The following is a 24,958-nucleotide window of genomic DNA, read 5'->3' as shown; positions in this document are numbered from 1 at the left end:
CTTCGCGACAAGCGGCGGCAACGGGCGCCGCCGCTTTTCTTTGCTCCGGCAAGCGCCGGCGCGTTATTCGCCGATCGCGCGCGCGGCCGTGTCGAGTTCCTGGTTCAGCACGCGCTGCTCGTCGCCGGACAGGCCGCCGTTGTGCTGGGCCGACATGTCGTTGGCTTCCTGGCGGATCACGTCGAGGCGGTGGTGAAGCTGCGCGCCGTAAGGCGGCGGGTAGTAGCCGCCGTTCACGCGCGCGTCGATGCGGCGATGCAGGTTATCGATCCGGCCCTGGACCTCCTGCATGCGGTCGTTCGCGACGACCTGCGGATTCGGTCGCGGCGGCGGCGGCGCCTGCCGGGCCGGCCGCTGCGGCTGAACAATACATGCCGCGAGCGAGGAAACCAGGACGCAGCATGCCGCTGCGCGAATCAACCGTTGCATCACATTCTCCTGACGGATAGGTGTCGAATCGACTTTTTGAGAAACGCGTCAGACCGGACGACCGCTGACTTTCGTTCCCGCACCATTTGTAACGGAATGTTCCGGCCGTGCCGGCGGGGCGGGGCGGGGCGCCGGCAGACGGCAGCGCCGCCGCCGGCGCGTGGCGGCGTGGCGCGATGGGCGGCCGGGCCGGTGCCGCCCCGGCCGGCGCCCGTCAGACGATGCGGCGGACGAACGGCAGGCGGCGGCCGTCGTGTTCGCTCTGCGCGGCGAGCTCGATGATCGTCATCACGTCGACCGCGTCCTGCGCGGTGACGGGGAAGGGTGCGCCGTCGCGGATCGACGCGGCGAGCGCGCGGTAGAACTCCGCGTACTGGCCGTCGAGCGTCGGCACCGGACGCTCGACCTCGACCTCGCCGTCGAGCACGCGCAGCAGGCCGGGCGGATTGCCGCCGCCGAATTCGACGTCGTCCGCGGTGAGGCCGGCCTTGAGCTGGTCTTCCTGCGTGTCGAGCCCGAATTTCTGATAGCTGCCGCGCGTGCCGTGCAGCGTGAAGCGCGCGGGCTCGATCGCCGACAGCGCGCTCGCATGCAGCGCGACGTCCTTGTCCGGATAGCCGAGCAGCAGGTGCACGAAATCGGGCGCCGTGCCGTTGTCGCGGCGCGTCTTGACGGTGGCGCTCACCGTTTCCGGCGTGCCGAACAGCGCGAGCGCCTGGTCGATCAGGTGCGGGCCGAGGTCGAGCAGCAGGCCGCCGCCGCGGGCCGGTTCCTCGCGCCAGCGCGTGCGTGGCGTCGGCCGGAAGCGGTCGAAGTGCGATGCAAAGTAGGTGAGGCGGCCGAGTTCGCCCGATTCGACGATGCGGCGCACGGTGAGGAAATCGCCGTCCCAGCGGCGGTTGTGGAACGGCGCGAACAGCCGGCTGCGCGCGTTAGCGAGCCGCGCGAGCGCGAGCGCCTCGTCGGCGGTGAGCGTCACGGGCTTGTCGACGACCACGTGGCGGCCGGCTTCGAGCACCTGGCGCGCGAGCGTGAAGTGGGTGTCGTTCGGCGTGGCGATCACCACGCATTCGATGTCGTCGAGGCCGAGCAGCGCGTCGAGGTCGGGGACGATGCGCGCGCCCGGATACGCGGCGTGCGCGCGATCGGGCTGACCCGTCGCGATCGCGGCGACTTCAGTGCGGCCGCTCGTGGCGATCACGGGCGCGTGGAACGTCGCGCCGGCGAAACCGAAACCCATCAAACCAATCCTGAGCAATGACGACATGGCAATTCCTGGCTGCGAAGGAAACTAAAGGATGGCGCGCCGGAGCGGCGCGAAGACGACCGGCTATTTTGGCATGGCGGCGCCGCTTGCACAGACGTGTCGGGCGAAACGCGCGAGGCGGAGCGGCGCTTGCGCAAGGAATGCCGGCATTTTGCGCGGGACGGGGCGCAGTGCGGTACGGTTGACCGGGTCGTGGCTGCCCGCTTCCGCTCCCAGCTCCAGCTCCAGCTCCGGGCTCCGGGCTCCGGGCTCCGGGCTCCGGGCTCCGGGCTCCGGGCTCGGCGCGGCTCGGCGCTCCGAGCCGCCAGCGGCCCCAGCGCGTGCCACATCATCCGCCCACCCGTTGGCGCACGGCGGCCGCGACCTGCGCGGCCCACACCGCGCACGCGGATGCGCCGGGATGGAAGCCGTCGGCGGCCATCAGATGGCGTTCGAGCGGCAGGTCGACCCGCAGGAACGTGCAGTGCGGCTGCGCGCCGGCCCAAGCCGCGAGCGCCGCGTTGAGCCGCCGCGCGCGCCGCCCGAGATACCACGCGAGCGGCTGCGGCAGCGCCGGGAAGCGCTCCATCGGCGGCACTGCCGACAAGATCGCGTGCCCGACCTGGAAGCGCGTGCCGAGCAGCCGGACCAGCTCGGCCTGCTGCGCGACCCAGCGTGCGGGCGGCACGCCGCCCGTCACGTCGTTGACGCCGAGCGACGTGACCGCCACGTGGAACGGCTCGGCCGGTTCGGTGGCGAGCCAGTCGACCAGCTCCCGCGTGGTCAGGCCGGTGCGCGCGAGCAGTTTCCAGCTCACGCGGTGCGTGGCCGCCAGCGCGTTCGCCAGTTGCCCGGCGAGCGCATCGTGCTGCGTCGCGACGCCGACGCCCGCGGCGGCCGAATCGCCGACCACCAGCACGCGCAGCGGCGGGCCGTCGCCCGCCACGCCGCTGCGCGGGCCGGCCGCCTCGGGCAGCCGCGGCGTGACGCGGCGCACGTAGCGCCCCTGCGCGAACAGCAGCGGGCCGAGTGCGGCGGTGGCGAACGGGTATCCCATGAAGTCGATCCGGTGAGGGTTCAAGTGCGTCGAAGCGGCGCGACGCGAGGTGGCGCCGGAGAAGGGCCTATTGTGTCCGATCACGGCGTCGACAGGGCCCGATTGGCCGAGCGGCCAGCCACGACCACGCCGAACGGACAGGGGGCGCCCGCCCGGCAAGCCCGCGCGCCCCCGTCCGGCGGCGCGCCCGAAATACACGCCGCCGACGTGTTAACATGCGCGTCCTGCCTGCGTGTCCGCCTGCTTCGCCAGCCTGCCGCGCACGGCATCCTCCCGGCGTTCCGCCGTCAACCCGCAACACCATCCGCCACCATGTCAGCAGGCCTCAATCCCGCTCAGAACGAAGCGGTGCGCTATCTCGACGGTCCCTGTCTCGTGCTCGCCGGCGCGGGCAGCGGCAAGACCCGCGTGATCACGCAGAAGATCGCGCACCTGATCGAGGCGAAAGGCTTCGAGCCGCGCCACATCGCCGCCGTCACGTTCACGAACAAGGCGGCCGCCGAAATGCGCGAGCGCGTGTCGAAGCTGCTGGAAGGCAAGACGCTCACCACGCCGGGCAAGGAAGGCCGCAAGGTGCCCGTCAACCAGCTCACCGTCTGCACGTTCCACTCGCTCGGCGTGCAGATCCTGCGCCAGGAGGCCGAGCACGTCGGCCTGAAGCCGCAGTTCTCGATCATGGATTCGGACGACTGCTTCGGGATGATCCAGGAGCAGCTGGGCACGACCGACAAGGGGCTGATCCGCAAGATCCAGAGCATCATCTCGCTGTGGAAGAACGGCCTGATCATGCCCGACGAGGCGATGGCGATCGCGGCCAACGAGGACGAGCATCAGGCCGCGCTGGTCTACCGCAACTACGTGGCGACGCTGCACGCGTACCAGGCGGTCGACTTCGACGACCTGATCCGCCTGCCGGCCGAATTGTTCGCGAAGAACGAGCAGGTGCGCGACCGCTGGCAGAACAAGCTGCGCTACCTGCTGATCGACGAATACCAGGACACCAACGCGTGCCAGTACGAGCTGCTGAAGCTGCTCGCGGGCCCGCGCGCCGCGTTCACGGCGGTCGGCGACGACGATCAGGCGATCTACGGCTGGCGCGGCGCGACGCTGGAGAACCTCGCGCAGCTCGGCAAGGATTTCCCGAAGCTGCACGTGATCAAGCTCGAGCAGAACTACCGGTCGACGGTGCGGATCCTGACCGCCGCGAACAACGTGATCGCGAACAACCCGAAGCTGTTCGAGAAGAAGCTGTGGTCCGAGCACGGAATGGGCGATTCGATCACCGTCACGGCGTGCAACGACGAGGAACACGAGGCCGAATCGGTCGTGTTCCGGCTGTCCGCGCACAAGTTCGAGCGGCGCGCGCAGTTCCGCGACTACGCGATCCTGTACCGCGGCAACTTCCAGGCGCGCATCTTCGAACAGGTGCTGCGGCGCGAGCGGATCCCGTACGTGCTGTCGGGCGGCCAGTCGTTCTTCGACAAGGCAGAGATCAAGGATCTGTGCGCGTACCTGCGCCTGATCGCGAACGCCGACGACGATCCCGCGTTCATCCGTGCCGTCACGACGCCGCGCCGCGGCATCGGCAACACGACGCTCGAGGCGCTCGGCTCGTTCGCGGGGCAGGCGAAGGTGTCGCTGTTCGAGGCCGTGTACATGGGCGGGATCGAGGCGCGGCTGTCGGCGCGCCAGGTCGAGCCGCTGCGGATGTTCTGCGACTTCATCCAGCGCTTGACCGAACGCGCGGACAAGGAGCCCGCGACCGTCGTGCTCGACGACATGATGGAGGCGATCCACTACGAGGCGTACCTGTACGACGCGTTCGACGAGCGGCAGGCGCAGTCGAAGTGGCAGAATGTGCTCGAATTCCTCGAATGGCTGAAGCGCAAGGGCACCAAGCCGGAGACGGAGGCCGTCGACGGCGAGGCCGAAGGTTTCCACAACGCGGACGGGCTCGCCGATACGGGCAAGAACCTGCTCGGCCTGATCCAGACCGTCGCGCTGATGTCGATGCTCGAGGGCAAGGACGAGGACCCGGACGCCGTGCGGCTGTCGACCGTCCATGCGTCGAAGGGCCTCGAGTATCCGCACGTGTTCCTGGTCGGCGTCGAGGAAGGCATCATGCCGCACCGCGGCGGAAGCGAGGACGACGGCCCGATCGACAACGAGCGGATCGAGGAGGAGCGCCGGCTGATGTACGTCGCGATCACCCGCGCGCAGCGCAGCCTGCACCTGAACTGGTGCAAGAAGCGCAAGCGGGCGCGCGAGACGGTCGTGTGCGAACCGTCTCGCTTCATTCCCGAGATGGGGCTCGACGAAGCGCCGCCGCCGACGCCGGAAGAGGCGCCGATGTCGCCGAAGGATCGGCTCGCCAGCCTGAAGGCGTTGCTGCAGAAGTGACGCGGCGGCGCTGCCGCGCGCACGAGGGCGCGGCGAACCGGCAACCCGAAAACGAAACCCCCGCGACGCGCAGGCGCCGCGGGGGTTTTTTACGGATGGCCGGGTGAGGCGTTACTTCGACGCGTTGACCATGTAGTCGACGGCCGCCTTCACGTCGGCATCCGACGCGTTCGACCCGCCCTTCGGCGGCATCGCGCCCTTGCCGTGCAGCGCGTAGTTGTAGACCGTATCCATCGATTCCTTCAGGCGCGGCGCCCAGTCTTCCTTGCTGCCGAACTTCGGCGCGCCGAGCACGCCGGCCGCGTGGCAAGCCTGGCACACCTGCGTATACAGCGCCTTGCCGGCCGATGCGGCGTCGGCGCTGGTCGGCGCGGCCGCGGGCTTGTCGCCGGCCTTCGGGATCGCGGCGATCGCGGCCATGGCCGCGGCGGCCTGTGCGTTCGATGCGTCGGCGCCCGACGCGGGTGCGCCGCTGGCGGGTTGCGCCGCGTTGGCGGCCGGCGCGGCCGGTTCGGGGAAGTTCGCGCCGTCGTTGTTCGCCATGTAGACGATCGCGCGGGCGATTTCATAGTCGCTGACGTCGTCGGGGCTCGTGCCGCCGCGCGGCGGCATCGCGCCCTTGCCCGCGAGGGCCGTCTTCAGCAGCGTGTCGAAGCCTTGCGAGATGCGCGGCGCCCAGTCGTCCTTGTTGCCGAATTTCGGCGCGCCGGCGGCGCCGGTGCCGTGACAGGTCACGCAGACGGCCTTGTAGACTTCCTCGCCGGTCTTGTACGTGCGGGGTGCGTTGGCGTCCTTCACGTCGACCTTCGCGATCGGCGCGATACGGGCGGCGACCTGCTCGTCGGATAGCGCGTCCGTGCCGGCGCCGGAACGGAATGCATGGTTCGCGTAATTGGCGAACAGGACGATCAGGACGATCGGAATCGCGAACGACGCGATGATGACGGCAATCAACTGCCCGGGGGTTTTGACGGGAGATTCGTGGGGTGCTTCGCTCATGCTTGCCTCGTCTCCGTGAATAGGAATTGTGAGCGCGGTGCAACGGCAAAATGGCAGTCCAATGAAGCACGGACGATTATAGACGGAACGTTTACATCACGGCGAGCGGCGCGATGGCGCGTGTTTACCCGCACGGATCGCGCTCTGACGCCGATTCGTCGGGCAAGGTGGACGCGTCATGGGAAACCGGGTATCCTTGCCGTCTTGCCAATCGTGGACGGCCTGTATATGGGGTCGTTTCACTGTCTCACGCGCCCGTAGCTCAATGGATAGAGTACTGCCCTCCGAAGGCAGGGGTTGCTGGTTCGATCCCAGCCGGGCGCGCCAAGCCTAGTCAGGCTCTCAGCGGTTTCCTTCCTTCGTCGTGCATTACCGTTGCAGCTAGATTGCAGCCGGAATCGGCGCGGGCTCGGCCGTGGGCGGCGCGACGCTGTGCGCCAGATGATCGACTGATAGGTGGGCGTACCGCTGTACCATTTCCATCGTCTCCCATTCGCACGGTCCCTTCAGCACTCGCAGCGGCGTGTCGCGTCGCACGTGGTCGGCATCGAATATTCAATCGATCTCGATTTTCGTCCATGTGTAATCAAGTGTAATTGAGCTCGAGAGGCCATTTGTCTATTTTATATCCAGGTGAGAACCGATAAGGGTGGCTTGCCGATACCTTTGGATTGCGGGGCGCTCTGGCCTTGCAATTCAAGGGGGTTTTAAGAAGGACGAGGCCGATTATTTTCTCAATTATCTTAAGGAAAATATCATGAGTGACGTGATCATTGAATTCGCCGCGGATCGGAGCCGCTGCATCGGCGTTGTGCCCGATTCTGGCCAGAGCGGCTTTGTAGGTCCCAACTCGCCGTTGGCACTACGCTATCTGACCGAACAGGATGTACTAAACGTGTGGCATTTTCGTGCCAGCCCAGGGTTCTTCATTCTCGATTTCACCAGTCCTGACTCTCCAGCGGACCAGTTGGCGATCGATTTTAAGGACGGAAAGGTTGCTGCCGAGACACCGCTCGTCGTGCGTAAATTTACCGGTGCGGTATCTCAGCGGTGGAGCCTGACTATGCGCCCGGGATATATCACGTCGGTGGCAAATCCGAATCTCGTGATCGACGACCACTTCGACAGTTTGCAAGGCAACAACGTCATTTGGGCGTTTGCCTATAACGGGACTCAGGCGCAGCACTGGAGAGTCACCAAGGTGCTGGATGCGTTAGCCGCCAAAGCGCCCCAATACGCGTAATTGATTTTTCGGGCCACGGTCGTCGCCGTTCCGGCCGAAATTGCTATCGCATCACATCGAAGGGGCTCTTGGGCCCCTTCGATGCGAGTGAATTAATCGGCGAGCCTCCATTTGGGCGAGGCTTTGCGCTTTCATCGACACGTTGCAAGGAGTGGTGCGTCGAACTCGGTCAGGCGCGAGCTGCGCGGGCCTCTCCGTCATCTGACGCTTCGGATGGCCTTGACCTTGGCCTGGGTTTAACTGAGCACCGGGCGCACTGCCGGGATAGCGCGCCGTGCCGCCAGCGTCAGACAAGCGGCACGGCGCGCGCCGAACTACGCGATCTCGGCATCCGCAGGCGTTCGTGCCTGCGCAGCGCGCCCGTCCCCCGCCTCGACGATCAGCGTCCAGTCGAACGCCGGCAGTGCGCAGAGATGCTCGACGGTGGCCGTGTACTCGTGCAAGGGCGCGTGCAGATAGCGCACCTTGTCGGTCCATTCGGGAAGCGGCGCCTGCGACGTCGTCAGCACGACCGCCAGCAGATCCTGTTCCGGCCGCCTTGCGATTTCCTGCAGGCTCAGCCGGACCTTGTCGAGGTCGCCTTCGGCATCCAGAATCAGCGCGCCGGCGATCGGCGCATCCGGCCGGCCGGGCGGGTGGCCGACCGCGCCTTTGTCGATGCACTGCTGATACACATGGCGATAGCGCGGCAGCGCCTGCTGCAGCGCGTGATGCTTGCGGACCTTCGCCTGTGCCGTGCGCGCGAGCCCGCGGCGTAGCGCCGGGTTCGCGATCAGCCGGTCGAGCGCGTCGACCCACGCCTGCGGCGCATCCGGGACCAGCAGGCCGTCGCAGCCGTCGTGCAGCGCGAAGCGATAGGCTGGCCGGTCGCTGACGATCGACGCGATGCCGGCCGCCGCGTATTCCTGCCACTGGATCGTGCTCGTGCAGGCGTTGTAGTCATGGTCGGCGAGCGGCAGCAGCGCGATGTCCCAGCGCCGTTCCGGCAGGCGTCGTGCGTGCGCGTCGTAGTCGTGAAGCTCGGGCTCGCACCCGGCGGCCGGGTGGCCAGCCCAGCCCGGCGGGACGTCCGCGCCGACGAAACTCACCCTGACCTTGCCGGGATGGCGTGCGCAGATCGCGTGCAGCGCCGCGTCGACGAGCGCGAAGTTGTCGGCGCGCAGCGACGCACCGGCGATGCCGATCGTCACGCAGTCGTCGTCGCGCGCCGTCACGGGGCGGTAGAACCGGTCGAAGTCCACGCTGTCGGGCAGCACGTGAACGCGCGGGTGCGACAGCCGGTAGCGGCTGGCGATGGACGGCGTGGATACGATCACGGCGTCTGCGTTGCGCAGCATGAGCTCGATCCCCGCACGGGCCATCCCGCCTTGCGCGGCGAGCGGATGCGCGGGCGGCAGGTCGGTCAGCAGGTCGTCGGTCGCGTAGATCACCGGCTTTTCATGCTTGAAGATCGTGTACAGGTCGTTGCCCGTCAGCAGGCCGGGCGTCAGCCGGTGCAGCAGGATGGCGTCGGCCGTGGCCAGCACGCTGCTGTCGATCTGGCCGTCCCGGATGCCCGGGACGAGTTCCCATTCGTCGCTCAGCAGACCGAACGGCAGCGTGAGGCGAATTCGCGACGACGCGCATGCGTCCGGATCGATCGAATACACGATCAGGCGCTTGCGGCGCGGTGCGGCGTCCGCGGTCGCGGCGACGGGCGCCAGCGTGCGGTTCTCCGCCAGCAGCCGCGCGTACAGCGCACCGTGGCGGGCAGCGTTGCGGCCGATGTCGTGCTGCGCGCGGATTGCATCCTGCGCGGCCGCGGCGAGTTGCGCGCGGGTGTGCGGATGCTCGATCAGGTGCGCGATCGCGTCGACCCACGCGTCGGCGGTGTCGGCGACGAGCCAGCCCGTGCGGCCGTGGACAACCGGGCAGCCTTCGGCCGGCGTGGCGACGAGCACCGTGGCCGCGCCGGCCGCCGAACATTCGAGCCATGCGCGCGGCGGCGCATCGTCGCGCAACGTGACCGGCGCCGCGACCAGCGCGATGTCGAGGTCCGCGCGCTTCAGCGCGTCGGCGTAGCTGTCGTAAGGGGCAGGCTCCGCGATCAGCGTGACGTCCGGTTCGCGGTCCCAGCCGGCCGGCAGCGCCGCGCCGACGAACGACACCCGGAGCTTCCCCGGAAATCGGCGGCGCAGCTCGGCCAGCGCCAGGCGGACCTGCTCGAGACGCACGCCGTCGAGACCGGTGCCGGAAACCGCGAGGTTCACGTGGTCGCGCACGCCGGGCGCCGCGCGGTGCAGACGTTCGAGATCGACGCCGGTCGGCAGCACGTGGACCGATGCGTTGACGTGACGGTATTCCCGCACCAGCGTTTCCGACGGCACGACGAGCGCATGCGCGCGCTGCACGGCGCTGCGGATGCCCGCCTTGCGGCGCGCGTTGTCGGCCGCGCCGGGGATGTCGGCGAGCAGCGTGTCGAGCGGCGCGTCGATCTCGAGGACGACCGGCTTGCCGAGCGAGAACAGGTGTTCCAGCGTGGCGGCGGACAGCAGGCCCGGCGTGTCGCCCTGCAGCACGATCAGGTCCGCGCGCTGCAGCGCGTCGGGATCGATGCCGGCTGGCGTGACAGGGAACGTCAGTGCCCATTCGCGGTCCAGCCGCGCGAACGGCTGCGTGAAACGCAGGCTGGCGCGCGCGTGGTCGGCCGGTTCGGCGGTGACGACCGCGATGCACGAGCGCGGCGCGGACGCGTCCTGTTCCCGGGCGGCGGCGCCCGGCGCGACGGCCCGCGCATCGAGCTTGTCCGCGTGGGCCTGGGTTCGCTCGACGAAGTTCTGCAACTGCTGCCAGAACGTCTCCTCTTCCTTCAGGTAGACGCTGCGCGCTTCGTGAACCGTGGCCTTCGCGTGGGCGATCTCATGTTCGTCGAGCCCCCACGCGATGCCCTTGCCGTCCATCACCCACCGGGTCGGCTCCGACAGCGACGCGTCATTCATGATGCACACGACCGGGCAGCCGCACAGCAGTGCCTCGAACACGGCGGTGGACCATTCGTACGTGTACAAGCACTCGACCTGCCGGAACAGCGCCGCGAGTTCGTGCGCCGAACGTTCCGGCACGCGGGTCGAGATTTCGATCGACTCGGCGGTGACCGGATGCAGCGTGCCGCCGCGCCGCAGGTGGCGATTGATGAAGACGGCCGTGCCGTTGCGGCGGGCGTCGTCGACACCGTCGCTGTTGAAGATGCGCGTGTCGACCAGCGGCATGCGCAGCAGGTCCGCGTTCCATTCTTCGGGCACCAGCGACGGCCCGAACGTGAAGATGAGGTCGTCCGGCTGCAGGGCGATCGGTTCGCCGTTGATGCGGCCGGGCTCGGCCAGCAGGTAGCGCACGACGCAGCGCGCATTGAACGGATTGCCGGTGACGACGTCCGGGTAGACGACGATCGGGCTGCGATTCGCGCGGGCGTGCGCCTGCACGATGTCGTTGGTCAGCGGCGGCGTGCGCAGGTCGGGATGCACGACCGGCGTGCAGACGTACGCTTCGTGGCCGAGCAGGTTCAGCACGTGGCACAGGTAGTGCATCGCGCGGATCCCGCCGGAGGTTTGCCGGAAATTCGGCGCGAGTATGTAGTACGGGTGGTCGAGTCGCGTAAAGATGCGCGAACCGCCGTGCGCCAGGCCAGATTGGGGAATCGTCATCGTTATCGGGTGCGGTAGAAATCGAAGACCACGTCGAGGATGCGATCCTGTTCGGCTTCGGTCATGTCGTGGTACAGCGGCAGCCGGACGAGCCGGTCGGCGACGAGGTCCGTCACCGCCATGCCGGACCCGCAGCGCCCGTAGCGCTGGCCGGCCGGCGAACTGTGCAGCGGCACGTAGTGGAACACCGCGTTCACGCCCACCGCGCGGATCTGCTGCAGCAGCGCGGTGCGTTCGGCGAGGTCGCGTGCGAGGAAATAGAACATGTGGCCGTTGCCGCGCTCGGCGAGCGAAATCGCGGGCAGCTCGATCAGCCCGTCCGCGTGCAGCGGCTGCAGCGCGTCCTGGTAGCGCTGCACGGTCGCGCGCCGCTGCGCGGTGATCACGTCCGCGTGCTCGAACTGCGCGTACAGGAACGCCGCGATCAGCTCGCCCGGCAGGAACGACGAGCCGACGTCGACCCAGGTGTACTTGTCCACCTGCCCGCGGAAGAACTGACTGCGGTTGGTGCCCTTCTCGCGGATGATCTCCGCGCGCTCGACGAGGCGCGGGTCGTTGACCAGCAGCGCGCCGCCTTCGCCCGAAATCACGTTCTTGGTCTCGTGGAAGCTGAGGCACGCGAGGTGGCCGAGGCCGCCGAGCGGCTTGCCGTTCCACGTCGACTGCAGCGCCTGAGCGGCGTCCTCGATCACCCACAGGTCATGGTCCGCCGCGAGCTGCCCGATCACGTCCATGTCGCATGCGACGCCCGCGTAGTGCACCGGCACGATCGCGCGCGTGCGCTTGGTGATCGCGGCGGCGATCTGCGTCTCGTCAAGGTTCAGCGTGTCGCGGCGAATGTCGACGAACACCGGCGTCGCGCCGCGCAGCACGAACGCGTTGGCGGTCGACACGAACGTGTAGGACGGCATGATCACTTCGTCGCCGGGCTGCACGTCGGCGAGGATCGCGGCCATCTCGAGCGCGGCCGTGCACGAGTGCGTGAGCAGCGCGCGCTGGCAGCCGATGCGCGCTTCCAGCCAGCGGTGGCAGAGCTTCGTGAACGCCTGGTCGCCGGCGAGGCCGCCCTGCTCGACCGCTTTCGCGATGTAGTAGAGCTCCTTGCCGACCACGAACGGGCGGCCGAACGGAATGCTGTCGAGATTGGGTGGGCCGAACATGGTCAGGCTCCGCGGTAAGGGTGGGACGTTCGGCCGCGCAGCTTGCGCGCGGCACCGCTCAGATGTCCTTGCGGACGAGAATCGTGAATTCGTACAGGCCGTAGTCGTGCAGCAGCGCGACGTGGCGCGAAAAGCGGCGCTTGCAGCGATCGAACAGCGCGCACGGGTCCGCGTAGTACAGGAGGTCCGGGCGCATGAACGGCGGATCGGAATACGACGTCAGGCAGTTGAACGCGAAGCCCAGCCGGCTCGTCGCGTGCAGCGTGTCGAGCGTCGCGTGGATGTAGTCGAGCCACGCGTCGTCGTCGTGACCGCGCCTGACGTTGAAGATGCCGGATGCGATCCCGTAGTCCGACGGGGCCTGCGGCTGCGCGCCGACATGAAACGTGACGTTCGCGTCGTCGCGGTAGCGCTGCCGCGCGGCGTCGACCATGTCGGACGAGATGTCGTAGCCCGCATACGCGAAGCCGTCCGGCAGCGCGCGCGCCTTCAGGAAATCGACCAGCGCGCCGTAGCCGCAGCCGATATCGTTCACCGAGTGTCCGCCGGACGCGGGCAGGATTCTGGTCAGTTGTTCGAAGCGCAGGAACTGGCCGGATTCGCCGTTCCAGTCGACCCCACGCGCGGTCGCGCCGTGCTCCGCCAGCCGCGCGCTGTAGTACGCGGCCACTTCTTCCAGCAGGCTCGCATGCCGGGATTCGCTCATGGACATCACCTCAATCTTTCGAGGTCAGCGCGTACCGGCGCGCTTCGGGACCGCAGTTGAACAGCACGTCGAGCACCGTCACGCCGTGGACGAAATCGCCCCACTGCTGCGGATACTCGGGATAGGCCGGATAGTCGAACCAGCGCACCGCGATGCCGGCATCGGCGAACAGGTTCTCGTCGAGGTAGCTGCGCGCGGCCGGGCCGGACAGGTACTCGGTCGCGCCCGCCTGCACGCACAGGTTCAGCAGCTTCTCGGTGCGGTCGCCGTGCAGCGCATAGTCCGACGTCGACGACACGCGCGTGCCGATCTCCAGTTGCCGGAGGACCCACGTCAGCATCGCGACATTCAGCTCGCTCAGCATCCCGTAGGTGCGGCCGGTGTAGAGTGCCTCGAGCTCGTCCGCGTAGCGCGCGAAGTGCGGCGCGCGCGCGTAGTTCTGCTGCAGGGCCTTCCAGTGCAGCGGCGCCCAGTCGGCGCCGTCGATCTCGGTTTCGCGGATCGACTGGTGATACTTGCCCTTCACCTTCACCGGCACGCTCAGCCATTGCACGCCCTGCGGCGTCTTGATCTGGTTGCGGTTGCGCCAGTCGCGGCGCGTGTACTGCGCGTCGTCGTAGAGGATGAACTCGTCGCTGGCGGCGATCAGGTCGAAGTAGCCCTTCCACGGAATGTAGTTGGACTGGACGATCGCCACCCGCTTCGCGTCGCGGTTCATGGTCGCACCGCTCATGCCGGAATGTGGCCGTACCGGTACATGTCGACGAGCTCGGGCGGAATGCCCCAGTCCGTTGCGCCCAGCTTGTCGTGCAGCGCCTCCAGGTCCGCGCGCATCGCGTTCCGGAGCTGGTCGACCATGCGGTTGCGCGCCGGCACGAAGTCGTGCTGGTACGCGGCATTGATCTGATGGCGCACCGTCTTCGCGATCGCGGCCTCGCGCGTCATGTTGCGGATCAGCGGCCGTTCGGGCGCCAGTTCCGCGTAGCGCGGATCGATCGGCTCGCCGCGCATCGCCGCGACGAGATCGCGGCACAGTACCGGCGACAGGTGGAAGCCGTCGCGCTTGGTGCCGCCGAGAATCCACAGGTCGCGCACGCTGGTTTCGCCGAACAGCGGATACAGGTCGGACGTCGTCGGCCGCCAGCCGACGTTGACGTTGACCAGGTTCGCGCGCGAGAAGCGGGTGTTGATCTGGTCCATCGCCGACTTGAGCAGCGTGTACGCGCTGCCGGCGTGGCCGTGCTCGTGCGGCACCGGGCTGATGTAGTTGCTGGCGCCGACGAGGGTCCGGTCAGGCCCGTACGGCGCCGAATACACGCCGCACGCGAGGCCGCGGTTGGTCGTGCGCACGCAGTGCGTGTGCGCGTTCTCCGCGCTCTGCAGTTCGATCGACATGCCGATGCCATAGAACATCCGCTGCACCGGCAACTCGGGCAGGCTCGCCTGCAGCACGCGCGTCACGTTGGCGCCGTTGCAGAGGATGAAGCGGTCCGCGCCGAGCACGCCGCCATCGGACAGGCGCGCCCCGGTGATGCGTCCGGCCGCGGTCTCGAGCCGCTCGACCTCGGCGTCGATGAAGCGCACGTTGCCGGCTCGTGCGACCGACTCGGTCAGCGCGTCGAGAAACTGTTTCGGATTGACCCAGCCTTCGCGCTTCAGGAAGACCGCCTTCAGCGCGCGATAGCGCGGGTCCGGATGATAGTTCGGGATGCCTGACGGATCGACCGCCTCGCAGGGCTCCTCGAATTCGCGGCAGAACCGCTGCATGGCCGCGAAGTTCTCGTCGTCGAGCGCGTCGGTCGCCGCGTTGTTCAGCACGAAAGTGCCGAAGCCGTACGCGATCGCGCGCTCCGGCGTGCAGATTTCGGCGAATACGGCGGGCCAGGCCGCCGTCGCACCGCGGCTCAGTTCGAACTTGAAGCGGTCGATCGGCGTGCCGAGCGAATCGCCTTCCAGTTCGGTGAACGAATTGAGCATCGCCGCCGCGGCGCGCGTGGCCGAGCCGGGCCGATGCGCGTGGCCGACGATCACGAGCTCGACGCCCGGGTCGGCCTGCTGCCATGCGCGGGCCGTCATCAGGCCAAGAATGCCGTTGCCGAGGATCGCGATCTTCATTTGCGTGTGCCCCCGCCTTCGGGGAATGACAGGTAGCAGAGCGACGGATAGGCCGCTGCCTTGTGGATCTGGTGCGGACGGTTGCCGAGCAGGTCGCGCAGGTAATGGATACCTTCCGCGGGCAGCTGGCCGCCGCGGGTGAGCTGCCAGAACGCGACGACGCCGCCGGGCACCAGCCGCTTCATCACCGCGTCGAACGCGTGCCGGGTCGGCTCGATCACGTTCAGGTCGAACCACGCGAGCGCGACCATCTCGCCGGGATGCGCTTCGTCGAACGCCGCCAGCGTGTCGCGGCAATCGCCTTCCCACACGTGGTGCTTGTCATGCACGTGCCCCATCGCGTTGCTGCGCTCGTGCAGGTTCAGCAGCTTGCGCAGCAGGTCGGCGTACTCGCCGGACAGCGAATACGTGCCGTCGGAGAACAGCTTGCGGTCGCGCGTGTCGTGCTCGGCGAAGCCCGTGTAGCCCGTGAACGTATCGAATGCGTGGATGCGGCGCTGGAAGTTCAGCGGTTCGAGAATCGCGCGGAAGTTCTCGCACAGCACGGCGGTCTGCCCGCGCCACGTGCCGAGATCGAGGATCGCGCCCGGCAGCGGCACGATTTTTTGATAGATCTCGAAGGTCGCGAGAATGCGTGCGAGGAGCGAGCCGCGCACGAACAGGCCGAGCGACCGTTCCAGTTCCTCGCGCGTCGCGGGGTAGGTCTGCATCAGGTCGAACAGTTCGCGGCGCGCCGCGAGCTGATCGCCATCTGCGTTGGTGATGATCGCTGATTCGTGCATACACAGGGCTCCAGGCACAAAGGGTGTGACCGGACGAGCGCGCGTCGGCGCGGCGGCATCGGAATGCGCAGCCGTCCGAGCGTCGCAGGTCGGACATCTTTCTGCGATCAAGTCTAGCGAGCGCCGCCAGGATCGAATGTCGGATTAGCGGGTGGTTTCACCCCGCATTTCGATGGATTCGCGGCTGTCCGGCGCGAATTCGGGGCACCCGCGGGTGCGGCTCGCAGTAGCGGGAATAGCGACCAATTCCAGCACTTGCTCGCCAGATTGGAACGCGGCGTGCGCGAGGAGAATTCGGACACGTCGGAGACCGTCGGTGCGTGCGTCCGCGGGCGAAGGCGTGCGCCGACGCAGCGGAGCCGGCCGCGATTCGAATCCGTATTGGCTACCAGGACGACATAGCTCATGATGCCCACCTCCCCCGCCGCCGCCACGATCGAACAGGCGCTGGCACACCATCAGGCCGACCGGCTGGAAGAGGCCGAGACGCTGTACCGGCAGATCCTCGACACCGATCCCCGGCACGCGGACGCGCTTCACCTGCTCGGCCTGATCGGCCATCGGTACGGGCGCTATCAGGAGGCATCCGACCTGATCATGGCGGCGATCGAGATCAGGCCGGACGCGATGTACTACTACAACCTCGGCAACGTCATGCAGGCGGACAATCGTCACGCCGCCGCCGCCGAGTGCTTCCGTCTCGCAATCGAGCTGCGGCCCGACTACGTCGATGCGTACAACAACCTCGGCAACGCGCTGCGGCTCGCCGGCGACGCCCGCGCGGCCGTCGATGCGTTCTGCCACGCGATCTCGCTGAAGCCGGACAACGGCCAGGCCTACAACAACCTTGCGAATGCGCTGTTCGACGTGAACGAGATTCCGGCCGCGCTCGAGGCTTACCGGCACGCGGTGGCGCTGCGCCCCGAGCTGCCGGAGCCGCGCAGCAACCTGCTGTTCGCGAGCCACTGCAGCGAAGCGTTCGACCACGACGCCTATCTCGCCGAGGCCGCGCGCTACGACGAAGTCGTCACGCGGTGCGCGACGCCGTGGACGGACTGGCTCGTCGACCTGACCCCGCGCGCCGGGCGGCCGCTCAAGGTCGGCATCGTGTCGGGCGACCTGAAGGCGCATCCGGTCGGCTATTTCATCGAGAGCATGCTCGAGCATCTCGACGCGAACCGGATCGAGATGCATGCGTACCCGACGCGCGACGTCGAGGACGACGTGACCGCCCGCATCAAGCCGGCCTTCGCGACGTGGACCTGCATTGCCGGCCTGAGCGACGAAGCGGCGGCCGCGCGCATCCGTGCGGACCGCATCGACGTGCTGCTCGACGCGGCGGGCCACACGGTCTACAACCGCCTGCCGCTGTTCGCGTGGAAGCCGGCGCCGCTGCAGGCGAGCTGGCCCGGTTATTTCGCGAGCACCGGCGTGCGCGCGATCGACTACGTGATCGGCGACCGTCACGTGCTGCCGCCCGCCGAGGCCGCGCATTTCACCGAGCGGCCGTGGCATCTGCCGGACAGCTATCTGTGCTTCACGCCGCCGGCCGAGCCTGTCGACGTCGGCGCGCTGCCGATGCTCGCGAACGGCCATCCGACCTTCGGCTATTTCGGCAAGCTCGCGAAGATCACCGCTCACGTCGTCGCGGTCTGGTCGCGCGTGCTGCAATCGGTCGCGGGCGCGAAGCTGTTCGTGAAGGCGGAGCATCTCGACGATCCGCGCGAGCAGCAGGCGCTTGCCGCACGTTTCGCGGCGCACGGCATCGATGCGCGGCGCCTGATCCTCGAAGGCCGCTCGCCGCGCGCCGAATACCTGGCCGCCTACCGGCGCGTCGACCTGATGCTGAGCCCGTTCCCGTATCCGGGCGGCACGACGACCGCCGAAGCGCTGTGGATGGGCGTGCCCGTTCTTTGCCGGCGCGGCGAGCGCTTCCTGTCGCACATCGCCGAGAGCCTGCTGCATTCGGCGCGGCTGCCCGAGTGGATCGCGGACGACGACGACGCGTATGTCGCGAAGGCCGTCGTGCAGGTCGGCCAGCCCGCCGGGCTGGCGGCGCTGCGCACGACGCTGCGCGCGCAGGTGCTCGCGTCGCCGCTGTGCGACGCGCCCCGCTTCGCGCGCCACTTCGAGGACGCACTGCACGGCATGTGGGCGCAGCACGTCGAAGCCGCGGCGGGCGCATCCGTGTGAGGCCGCGCACGACGTGACGTGCGGGGTCATTTCCACGCCGGCGGCAAGCGGAACATGGCGCCCGTCGCGCTGAACGCCGCGTCGGCCGGCGTGATCGTCGTTCCGACCGGCGGCGCGTGCGCGACGCCGTCGTCGGGATGGCGCGCGACGGGATGGCGGCGCCGGCCGTGACGATCGGGCACGGCGGCAGGCTGATCGACTTCGGACGCGCACCGCATCCCTATTGAGTAGAGCAGACGAGATGGACGGAACAGGACAGGCATTGCAGGCGGCGCTCACGCATCATCAGGCGGGGCGTCTCGCGGAAGCGAAGACGCTGTACGACGCGATCCTCACCGCGCAGCCGGGCCAGCCGGACGCGCTGCATTTCCTCGGGCTGCTGGCGTGCCAGTTGAAGCAGTACGACGCGGGGCTCGCACTGATGGAGCAATCGCTCGTCGAGCGGCCGGACGCGTCGTACTTCAACAATCTGGGCAACATGCTGCGCGAAAGCGGGCGGCTCGACGACGCCATCGCGCACTATCGGCGCGCGGTGGCGCTGCGGCCGGACTATCCGGAAGCGCACAACAACCTCGGCAACGCGTTGCGCGACGCACGCGAACCGACGGCCGCGATGGAAAGCTGCGCGCGCGCGATCGAGCTGCGCCCCGGTTACGCGCAGGCGTACAACAACCTCGGCAACGCGCTGCAGGATCTGGGCGACCTCGACGGCGCCGCCACGCATTACGGCCGCGCGATCGAGCTGGACGCGTCGATGGCGATGGCCCACGCGAACCTGAGCGCCGTGCGTCACAAGCAATTGCGCTGCGCGGAGGCGCTCGCGCACGCGCTGGACGCGATCCGGCTCGCGCCGAACCTCGGCGACGCACACAACCACGCGGGCAACGCGTACCACGGACTGAACCGGCTCGACGACGCGCAAGCGTGCCATCGCACGGCGGTCGCGCTGAATCCGGCGGACGCCGGCGCGTGCCACAACCTGTCCGTCGTGCTGCTGAAGCTGCAGCGGCTCGACGAGGCGCTCGTGTATTGCCGGCAGGCGTTGCAGGCCGGCCCGCCGGCCGTGTTGATGCACGTCAATCTCGGCGACATCCTGCGCGCGCAGGGCAACGTCGATGCCGCGGTCCACGCGTATCGCGATGCGCTTGCGCTGGTGCGCGACGACGCCGACGACGTCGCGGCGACCGTGCTGAACCGGCTGCTGTTCAGCGCGGCGGCGTCCGCTTGCGTGAACCCCGCCGACTATCTGGCCGACGCGCGGCGCTACGGCCGGCACCTGGCCGCGCGTTCGACGCGCCATGCGCACGATCCGCGCGAGCGGGCCGCGCGCGCGCAAGGGCGGCAGCTGCGCGTCGGCTTCGTGTCCGGCGACCTGCGCCTGCACCCGGTCGGCATTTTCCTGGAAAGCGTGCTTGCGCACCTCGAGCGCACGCGCATCGACCTGCGCGTGTACGTGACCACGGACGACGAGGACGCGATCACCGCGAAACTGAAGCCGCACGCGAACGGCTGGCGCTCGATCGCCGCGCTGAGTCCGGAGGCGGCCGCGCGGATGATTCACGACGACGAGATCGACGTCCTCGTCGACCTCGCGGGCCATACGCAGTCGAGCGGGCTTCCCGTGTTCGGCTGGAAACCCGCGCCGGTGCAGGCGAGCTGGCTCGGCTTCTTCGCGTCGACCGGCTGCGACGCGATCGACTACTTCATCGGCGACCGCTACACGCTGCCGGATGCCGAAGCGCATCACTTCGTCGAGAAGCCGTGGCGGCTGCCGGACAGCTTCCTGTGCTTCACGCCGCCGGCCTGCGACGTCGAGGTCGGCCCGCTGCCGATGGCGGCGAGCGGCCATCCGACGTTCGGCTGCTTCGGCCAGCTCGTGAAGATCGGCGACGACGTCGTGCGCGCGTGGTCGCGCATCCTGCTCACGCTGCCGGACGCGCGGCTGCTGCTCAAGGCGCACGAGCTCGGCCGCGAGGGCGTGCGCGATGCGACCGTCGCGCGCTTCGCGCGGCATGGCGTCGACGCGGACCGGCTGATCCTCGAGGGCGGTTCGCCGCGCGCGCAATACTTCGGCGCATACAACCGCATCGACGTCGCGCTGAGCCCGTTCCCGTATCCGGGCGGCACGACCACGGCCGAAGCGCTGTGGATGGGCGTGCCGGTGCTCGGGATGAAGGGCAGCCGGTTCGTCACGCACATTTGCGAAAGCGTGCTGCACGCGGCGGGCATGGGCGAATGGGTCGCTGACGGCGAGGACGCCTATGTCGCGAAGGCGATCGCGGCGATGCGCGATCGCGAGCAGCTCGCGGCGCTGCGCGCCGGGCTGCGCGCGCAGCTGCTCGCATCGCCGTTGTGCGACGCGCGCCGGTTCGCCGCGCATCTCGAAGCGGCATTCGTCGCCATGTGGCAACGCTATACGAACTCGGAGCAGGAAGCATGAACGATATCCACGACACGCTGCAGTCCGCGCTGGCGCATCATCAGGCGGGGCGTCTCGCGGAAGCGAAGACGCTGTACGACGCGATCCTCACCGCGCAGCCGGGCCAGCCGGATGCGCTGCACTTCCTCGGGCTGCTGGCGTGCCAGTTGAAGCAGTACGACGCGGGGCTCGCACTGATGGAGCAATCGCTCGTCGAGCGGCCGGACGCGTCGTACTTCAACAACCTGGGCAACATGCTGCGCGAAAGCGGGCGGCTCGACGACGCCATCGCGCACTATCGGCGCGCGGTGGCGCTGCGGCCGGACTATCCGGAAGCGCACAACAACCTCGGCAACGCGTTGCGCGACGCGCGCGAACCGACGGCCGCGATGGAAAGCTGCGCGCGCGCGATCGAGCTGCGCCCCGGCTATGCGCAGGCGTACAACAACCTCGGCAACGCGCTGCAGGATCTGGGCGAGCACGAGGCGGCGGCGGCGAGCTACGCCAAGGCGGTCGCGCACCAGCCGCAATACGCGGAGGCGTACTGCAATCTCGGCAACGCGCTGCATGCGCAGGAGAAATTCGACGAGGCCGCGGACGCCTATCGTCGCGCCATCGCGCTGCAACCGGGCTTGCGCGTCGCGCACCAGGGGTTGAGCGCGACGCTGCGCGCGGCAGGCGATCTGCGGGGGGCGGTCGACCATGCGCGCGAGGGACTCGATCCGGGCGACGCGGACGCGCACTGCGTACTGGCAAGGCTGCTGCAGCGCATCGGCGATTTCGACAAGGCGCTCGAACTGCTCGAGCAGGCGATCGCGATCGACCCCGCGCATGCACGGGCATGGGCATGGCTCGGCGATTTGCGCAACCAGCAGGGCGAATACGGGCAGGCGGTGCAGGTGTGCCGGCACGCGATCGAGCTTGATCCCGAACTGGCCGACGCATACAACTTCCTTGGCTTCGCGTATCACAACCTCAACTTGCTGGCCGCCGCGGAGTTGAGCCACCGGCATGCGATCGACCTGAACCCGGACGATGCCGACGCGCATCACAACCTCGCCGCCGCGCTGTTTCGGCTCGAGAAGCTCGACGAGGCGATGAAGCATACCGAGATCGCGCAGAAGCTCGGCATCGATCCGCTGAAGGTGCAGATGACGCTCGGCGACATCCTGTGGGCGAAAGGGGATCTCGCCGGCGCGCTGGATGCGTTCCGCTCGGCGATCCGGCACGACCTGCATCGCGCGTACTCGCGGATGCTGTTCAACATGTCGAGTTCGCCCGCGTTCGAGCCGCAGGAGTGGGTCGCCGAAGCGCGCCGCTACGGCGAGCATCTCGAGCGCGACGCGCGTCCGTTCGAGCACGACCGCGCGCAGCGCGTCGCGCAGGCGCAGGGGCGCCCGCTGCGCGTCGGCTTCGTGTCGGGCGACCTGCGGCAGCACCCGGTCGGCATCTTCCTTGAAAGCGTGCTCGCGCGGATCGACCGGTCGCGCATCGAGCCGCATGCCTATGTGACGTTCGTCGGCGAGGACGATGTGACGGCGCGGCTCAGGCCGAACTTCGCGAGCTGGAAGAAGGTGGTCAGTCTGGGCCGCGAGGAGGCCGCGCAACTGATTCGCGACGACGGCATCGACATCCTGATCGACATGGCGGGCCATACCAACTGGAGCGGCCTGCCGATCTTCGGGCACAAGCCCGCGCCGGTGCAGGCGAGCTGGCTCGGTTTCTTCGCGACGACCGGGTGCCGCGCGATCGACTATTTCATCGGCGATGTGTATACGCTGCCGGCCGACGAGGCGCATCACTTCACCGAACGGCCGTGGCGACTGCCGGACAGCTACCTGTGCTTCACGCCGCCGCCGTACGATGTCGCGGTCGGCCCGCTGCCGATGGCGGCTCATGGCGGCGTCACGTTCGGCTGCTTCGGCAAGCTGATCAAGATCAGCGACCAGGTCGTCGCGCTGTGGTCGCGCATCCTGCACGCGCTGCCGGACGCGCGCCTGCTGCTGAAGGCGCATGAGCTCGGCGCCGGCGACGTGAACCAGGCGACGCTCGACCGCTTCGCGCGGCACGGCATCGGCGCGGACCGGCTGATCCTCGAAGGCGGCTCGCCGCGTGCGGAATACTTCGCCGCATACAACCGCATCGACATCGCGCTGAGCCCGTTCCCGTACCCGGGCGGCACGACCACGGCCGAAGCGCTGTGGATGGGCGTGCCGGTGCTCGGGATGAAGGGCAGCCGGTTCGTCACGCACATTTGCGAGAGCCTGCTGCACGCGGCGGGCATGGGCGAATGGATCGCGGAAGACGAGGCGGCGTACCTCGAGAAGGCCGTCGCGTTCGCGCGCGACCGCGACGGGCTGGCGACGCTGCGTACAACGCTGCGCGAGCGCGCGCTGGCGTCGCCGCTGTGCGATGCGTCGCGCTTCGCACGCAACCTCGAGGACGCGCTGCACGGCATGTGGGCCCGCTACGCCGGCGGCGACACGGCGCCCCGGGACGCGTGACGAGCGGGATCGCGCCGCGGCGGGAAGCCGCGCTCGCGCATCGTCGGGCCGGCCGCCCGGGATGATCGAGGCGGCCGTCGGGCGGGCGACGCGGGCGTGGCCGGCGCGATCCGGCTCGCACGCCCGCCTGCAGGCGAAAAAAAAGCCGCATTGAAGCGGCTCGACGGTACGGCGACGACGGACCGCTCGACTGGCGGCGTCTTTTAATTCGAAATGCGCGGCGAGCGAGACGCCCGGCCGGTCACAGCATGCCGGCTTTCTGGTACTGGCTCGCTGCCTTGATCCGCTCCTGGGACTGCGCAAATTCCGCGGCCAGGCGGTCACGGTCGGTCTGCGCATGCTCCGTGATCGACGCGTCGATGGCCATGATCTGCCGCACGCGGTCCAGCGCGTCTGGCGTCTGCTCGCCGGACAGGTTCATCAGCAGCGGCGAGCGTTCGTCGGCGAGGGCCGCGACGCGCACCCAGTCGCGTGCGTCGGCCGCCGACTGCATGGCACGGGTCAGGTCGAAGGCGCGGGACAGGGTGTCGTTCGTCATGGTTCGGCTCCGAAGGGGCGGTGCGGCCAAGGCTTACTTGTTGTTGGCCAGCGCGCCGGCGCTGTTCTGGCCGCCGAACAGCTGGGTCAGGTAACGGGTGTTGTTCGCCATCGTCGCCATCAGCGTGTTCAGCGCGGTGAACTGCGCATTGTATTGCGTGGTCAACTGGTCCGAGTAGCTCTGCAGCTGCGTCGCCTGGGCCTGCACGCTCTTCAGGTCGGCGTTGATCGCGTTGGTGCGCTGATCGATCAGGCCGGACGTCTGCGTGTACGAGTTGATGTTCGCATTGAGCGCCTGGGCGACGCCATTCGTCTGGTTGAAGATCGCCGCCACCGCGGAGCCGTTCGACTTGAGCGCGGTGGTCAGCGCGGCGGTGTCGACCGACATCGCGCCGGTCGAGTCCACGTTGATGCCGATGCTGCCGAGCGCATAGGTCGTGCCGCCCGTCGTGACGCCGCTGCTGAGCGTCGTCGCGAGCGTGTTCCTGATCGTGTTCAACATCGCGTCGCCGAGCAGCGGGCCGGCGGTCTTCGCCGTCGGGTCGTAGCTCGACAGCGATTTCGCGGTAGTCACGAAGTTGGTATACGCGGTCGCGAAATTGTTGATCGCGGTCGTCGCCGCGGCCGTGTCCTGCGACAGCGTGATGGTTTGCGTCGTGCCGACAGCGGCCTGCGACAGCGCCAGCGTGACGCCCGTCAGCGCGCCCGACACGTTGTTCGACGCGCTCGACACCGGCGTGCCGTCGATCGTCAACTGCGCGTCGGCGGCCGGCGTGACCGTCGTGTACCCCGACGTCAGTTTCGAATTGACGCCCGTGCCCGTGATCGAGATCGTGTTGGCCGCACCGGTGAGGTTCGACTGCATCACGAGATGCTGGCCGTCCGAACCGGTGATGACCGATGCGGTGACGCCGGCATTGCCGGACGCGGAGTTGATCGACGACGCGATGTCGGACAGCGACGCGCCGGCCGCCACGTTGACGTTGAACGCGGGGTTGCTGCCGAACGTGATGCTCAGCGAGCCGGCCGAGATCGTGTCCGCCGCCGTCACGCCGGCCGACGACAGCTTGTTGGCGGTCGCGAGCTGCGTGACATTCACCGAATACGAACCGGCCACCGCGCCGCTGCCGCTCTTGATCGACGTCGTGATGCCCGTGCCGCTCGCCGTCGCGGCGAGGCTGCTGAGCGTGGTGCCGTTCGAGAGGCCGGTGAGCGCGGTCTGCAGCGCGGACAGCGCACCCTTCAGTTGGCCGATGGCGGACAGCTGCGTATTGTCGTTCGTCTGCCGGGTCTGCAGGGTCTGCAATTGCCCGGCCGTCTTCGCGTTCACCAGTGTCGTGACGAGCGTGTTGACGTCGAGCGACGAATTGGTCGCGCCGCTGATGATCGATTGACCTGCATTCGCCAGGATGGTGCTGATGTCCGTGCTGCTGACGGGGGTCGTGGTGGCCATGCCGTTGCTCCGGTCGTCCGCGCAGTCGACGT

17 protein-coding genes, 1 tRNA gene and 1 pseudogene are annotated in these 24,958 nt (G+C 68.4%); 6 read left to right on the top strand and 13 right to left on the bottom strand.

From position 1 onward, the window contains the following. Window positions 1–63: 63 nt before the first annotated feature. The 3 genes from LGN10_RS22370 to LGN10_RS22360 form a co-directional block, all read right to left on the bottom strand. On the bottom strand, window positions 64–429 hold the full coding sequence (locus tag LGN10_RS22370) for a hypothetical protein (protein ID WP_027811833.1): 366 nt from the start codon (window positions 427–429) through the stop codon (window positions 64–66). A 214-nt stretch (window positions 430–643) separates the two neighbouring features. Beyond that, window positions 644–1,696 carry an oxidoreductase gene (locus LGN10_RS22365; RefSeq protein ID WP_059580610.1) on the bottom strand — a complete coding sequence of 351 codons (1,053 nt, stop codon included), beginning with the start codon at window positions 1,694–1,696 and terminating at the stop codon, window positions 644–646. A gap of 328 nt (window positions 1,697–2,024) precedes the next feature. Beyond that, a complete protein-coding gene (locus LGN10_RS22360) occupies window positions 2,025–2,732 on the bottom strand; it encodes an SGNH/GDSL hydrolase family protein (RefSeq protein WP_226225062.1) in 708 nt (235 codons plus the stop codon). 312 nt (window positions 2,733–3,044) lie between these two features. Between LGN10_RS22360 and LGN10_RS22355 the strand changes: the two genes are divergently transcribed. Then, window positions 3,045–5,132 carry a UvrD-helicase domain-containing protein gene (locus LGN10_RS22355; RefSeq protein WP_060966419.1) on the top strand — a complete coding sequence of 696 codons (2,088 nt, stop codon included), beginning with the start codon at window positions 3,045–3,047 and terminating at the stop codon, window positions 5,130–5,132. 111 nt (window positions 5,133–5,243) lie between these two features. Here the strand turns inward: LGN10_RS22355 and LGN10_RS22350 are convergent, their stop codons facing one another. Beyond that, the gene (locus LGN10_RS22350) at window positions 5,244–6,131 is read right to left on the bottom strand and encodes a c-type cytochrome (protein ID WP_226225061.1); all 888 of its coding nucleotides are present in this window, start codon (window positions 6,129–6,131) and stop codon (window positions 5,244–5,246) included. Window positions 6,132–6,382: 251 nt separating this feature from the next. On the opposite strand from LGN10_RS22350, the gene LGN10_RS22345 reads away from it, so the two are divergent. Continuing rightward, window positions 6,383–6,458: transfer RNA gene (locus tag LGN10_RS22345), tRNA-Arg, on the top strand. Between the two features lie 54 nt (window positions 6,459–6,512). Here LGN10_RS22345 and LGN10_RS22340 read toward each other — a convergent pair. Then, window positions 6,513–6,671: pseudogene (locus LGN10_RS22340) on the bottom strand (site-specific integrase); the annotation flags it as partial. Between the two features lie 217 nt (window positions 6,672–6,888). On the opposite strand from LGN10_RS22340, the gene LGN10_RS22335 reads away from it, so the two are divergent. Further along, on the top strand, window positions 6,889–7,374 hold the full coding sequence (locus LGN10_RS22335) for a hypothetical protein (protein ID WP_059638428.1): 486 nt from the start codon (window positions 6,889–6,891) through the stop codon (window positions 7,372–7,374). A gap of 314 nt (window positions 7,375–7,688) precedes the next feature. On the opposite strand, the gene LGN10_RS22330 is transcribed toward LGN10_RS22335, so the two are convergent. The 6 genes from LGN10_RS22330 to LGN10_RS22305 are packed head-to-tail and all read right to left on the bottom strand — an operon-like array spanning window position 7,689 to window position 15,820. Further along, window positions 7,689–11,057: a glycosyltransferase gene (locus LGN10_RS22330; protein ID WP_226225059.1), complete on the bottom strand. Its 3,369-nt coding sequence runs from the start codon at window positions 11,055–11,057 to the stop codon at window positions 7,689–7,691. 2 nt (window positions 11,058–11,059) lie between these two features. Continuing rightward, on the bottom strand, window positions 11,060–12,217 hold the full coding sequence (gene rffA, locus LGN10_RS22325; protein ID WP_060008829.1) for a dTDP-4-amino-4,6-dideoxygalactose transaminase: 1,158 nt from the start codon (window positions 12,215–12,217) through the stop codon (window positions 11,060–11,062). Between the two features lie 58 nt (window positions 12,218–12,275). Beyond that, window positions 12,276–12,923: a class I SAM-dependent methyltransferase gene (locus tag LGN10_RS22320; RefSeq protein WP_226225057.1), complete on the bottom strand. Its 648-nt coding sequence runs from the start codon at window positions 12,921–12,923 to the stop codon at window positions 12,276–12,278. Window positions 12,924–12,933: 10 nt separating this feature from the next. Beyond that, on the bottom strand, window positions 12,934–13,656 hold the full coding sequence (locus LGN10_RS22315) for a WbqC family protein (protein ID WP_089464449.1): 723 nt from the start codon (window positions 13,654–13,656) through the stop codon (window positions 12,934–12,936). Then, window positions 13,653–15,038: an NAD(P)/FAD-dependent oxidoreductase gene (locus LGN10_RS22310; RefSeq protein WP_226225055.1), complete on the bottom strand. Its 1,386-nt coding sequence runs from the start codon at window positions 15,036–15,038 to the stop codon at window positions 13,653–13,655. Before LGN10_RS22310 ends, LGN10_RS22315 begins: the two co-directional genes overlap by 4 nt. Then, entirely contained in the window at window positions 15,035–15,820 is a 786-nt protein-coding gene (locus LGN10_RS22305; protein ID WP_059638416.1) for a class I SAM-dependent methyltransferase, read from the bottom strand. The genes LGN10_RS22310 and LGN10_RS22305 overlap by 4 nt, the downstream gene beginning before the upstream one ends. Window positions 15,821–16,225: 405 nt before the next feature. Between LGN10_RS22305 and LGN10_RS22300 the strand changes: the two genes are divergently transcribed. From LGN10_RS22300 to LGN10_RS22290, 3 genes are all read left to right on the top strand, one after another. Further along, window positions 16,226–18,013, top strand: coding sequence for a tetratricopeptide repeat protein (locus LGN10_RS22300; RefSeq protein WP_059580644.1), 1,788 nt, complete (start codon window positions 16,226–16,228; stop codon window positions 18,011–18,013). A 241-nt stretch (window positions 18,014–18,254) separates the two neighbouring features. After that, the gene (locus tag LGN10_RS22295; protein WP_226225053.1) at window positions 18,255–20,453 is read left to right on the top strand and encodes a tetratricopeptide repeat protein; all 2,199 of its coding nucleotides are present in this window, start codon (window positions 18,255–18,257) and stop codon (window positions 20,451–20,453) included. Further along, entirely contained in the window at window positions 20,450–22,936 is a 2,487-nt protein-coding gene (locus tag LGN10_RS22290; protein WP_226225052.1) for a tetratricopeptide repeat protein, read from the top strand. The genes LGN10_RS22295 and LGN10_RS22290 overlap by 4 nt, the downstream gene beginning before the upstream one ends. A gap of 241 nt (window positions 22,937–23,177) precedes the next feature. Here LGN10_RS22290 and LGN10_RS22285 read toward each other — a convergent pair whose 3' ends face one another. Both LGN10_RS22285 and fliD read right to left on the bottom strand, forming a co-directional pair. Continuing rightward, on the bottom strand, window positions 23,178–23,474 hold the full coding sequence (locus LGN10_RS22285) for a flagellar protein FliT (RefSeq protein ID WP_059580649.1): 297 nt from the start codon (window positions 23,472–23,474) through the stop codon (window positions 23,178–23,180). 33 nt (window positions 23,475–23,507) lie between these two features. Continuing rightward, a complete protein-coding gene (gene fliD / locus LGN10_RS22280; RefSeq protein ID WP_089464457.1) occupies window positions 23,508–24,926 on the bottom strand; it encodes a flagellar filament capping protein FliD in 1,419 nt (472 codons plus the stop codon). Window positions 24,927–24,958: the final 32 nt, after the last annotated feature.

Source organism: Burkholderia sp. AU32262, from assembly GCF_020419985.1.
GTDB lineage: Bacteria > Pseudomonadota > Gammaproteobacteria > Burkholderiales > Burkholderiaceae > Burkholderia > Burkholderia semiarida.
This window is presented reverse-complemented; position numbering and strand designations above follow the sequence as displayed.

What these genes read in the sequence shown, in the direction of transcription:
- LGN10_RS22360 (WP_226225062.1), bottom strand. Translation starts at nt 2,732, where the DNA reads ATGGGATACCCGTTCGCCACCGCCGCACTCGGCCCGCTGCTGTTCGCG.
- rffA (WP_060008829.1), bottom strand. Translation starts at nt 12,217, where the DNA reads ATGTTCGGCCCACCCAATCTCGACAGCATTCCGTTCGGCCGCCCGTTC.
- LGN10_RS22335 (WP_059638428.1), top strand. Translation starts at nt 6,889, where the DNA reads ATGAGTGACGTGATCATTGAATTCGCCGCGGATCGGAGCCGCTGCATC.
- LGN10_RS22330 (WP_226225059.1), bottom strand. Translation starts at nt 11,057, where the DNA reads ATGACGATTCCCCAATCTGGCCTGGCGCACGGCGGTTCGCGCATCTTT.
- LGN10_RS22355 (WP_060966419.1), top strand. Translation starts at nt 3,045, where the DNA reads ATGTCAGCAGGCCTCAATCCCGCTCAGAACGAAGCGGTGCGCTATCTC.
- LGN10_RS22290 (WP_226225052.1), top strand. Translation starts at nt 20,450, where the DNA reads ATGAACGATATCCACGACACGCTGCAGTCCGCGCTGGCGCATCATCAG.
- fliD (WP_089464457.1), bottom strand. Translation starts at nt 24,926, where the DNA reads ATGGCCACCACGACCCCCGTCAGCAGCACGGACATCAGCACCATCCTG.
- LGN10_RS22300 (WP_059580644.1), top strand. Translation starts at nt 16,226, where the DNA reads ATGATGCCCACCTCCCCCGCCGCCGCCACGATCGAACAGGCGCTGGCA.
- LGN10_RS22320 (WP_226225057.1), bottom strand. Translation starts at nt 12,923, where the DNA reads ATGAGCGAATCCCGGCATGCGAGCCTGCTGGAAGAAGTGGCCGCGTAC.
- LGN10_RS22370 (WP_027811833.1), bottom strand. Translation starts at nt 429, where the DNA reads ATGCAACGGTTGATTCGCGCAGCGGCATGCTGCGTCCTGGTTTCCTCG.
- LGN10_RS22365 (WP_059580610.1), bottom strand. Translation starts at nt 1,696, where the DNA reads ATGTCGTCATTGCTCAGGATTGGTTTGATGGGTTTCGGTTTCGCCGGC.
- LGN10_RS22315 (WP_089464449.1), bottom strand. Translation starts at nt 13,656, where the DNA reads ATGAGCGGTGCGACCATGAACCGCGACGCGAAGCGGGTGGCGATCGTC.
- LGN10_RS22350 (WP_226225061.1), bottom strand. Translation starts at nt 6,131, where the DNA reads ATGAGCGAAGCACCCCACGAATCTCCCGTCAAAACCCCCGGGCAGTTG.
- LGN10_RS22305 (WP_059638416.1), bottom strand. Translation starts at nt 15,820, where the DNA reads ATGCACGAATCAGCGATCATCACCAACGCAGATGGCGATCAGCTCGCG.
- LGN10_RS22310 (WP_226225055.1), bottom strand. Translation starts at nt 15,038, where the DNA reads ATGAAGATCGCGATCCTCGGCAACGGCATTCTTGGCCTGATGACGGCC.
- LGN10_RS22285 (WP_059580649.1), bottom strand. Translation starts at nt 23,474, where the DNA reads ATGACGAACGACACCCTGTCCCGCGCCTTCGACCTGACCCGTGCCATG.
- LGN10_RS22295 (WP_226225053.1), top strand. Translation starts at nt 18,255, where the DNA reads ATGGACGGAACAGGACAGGCATTGCAGGCGGCGCTCACGCATCATCAG.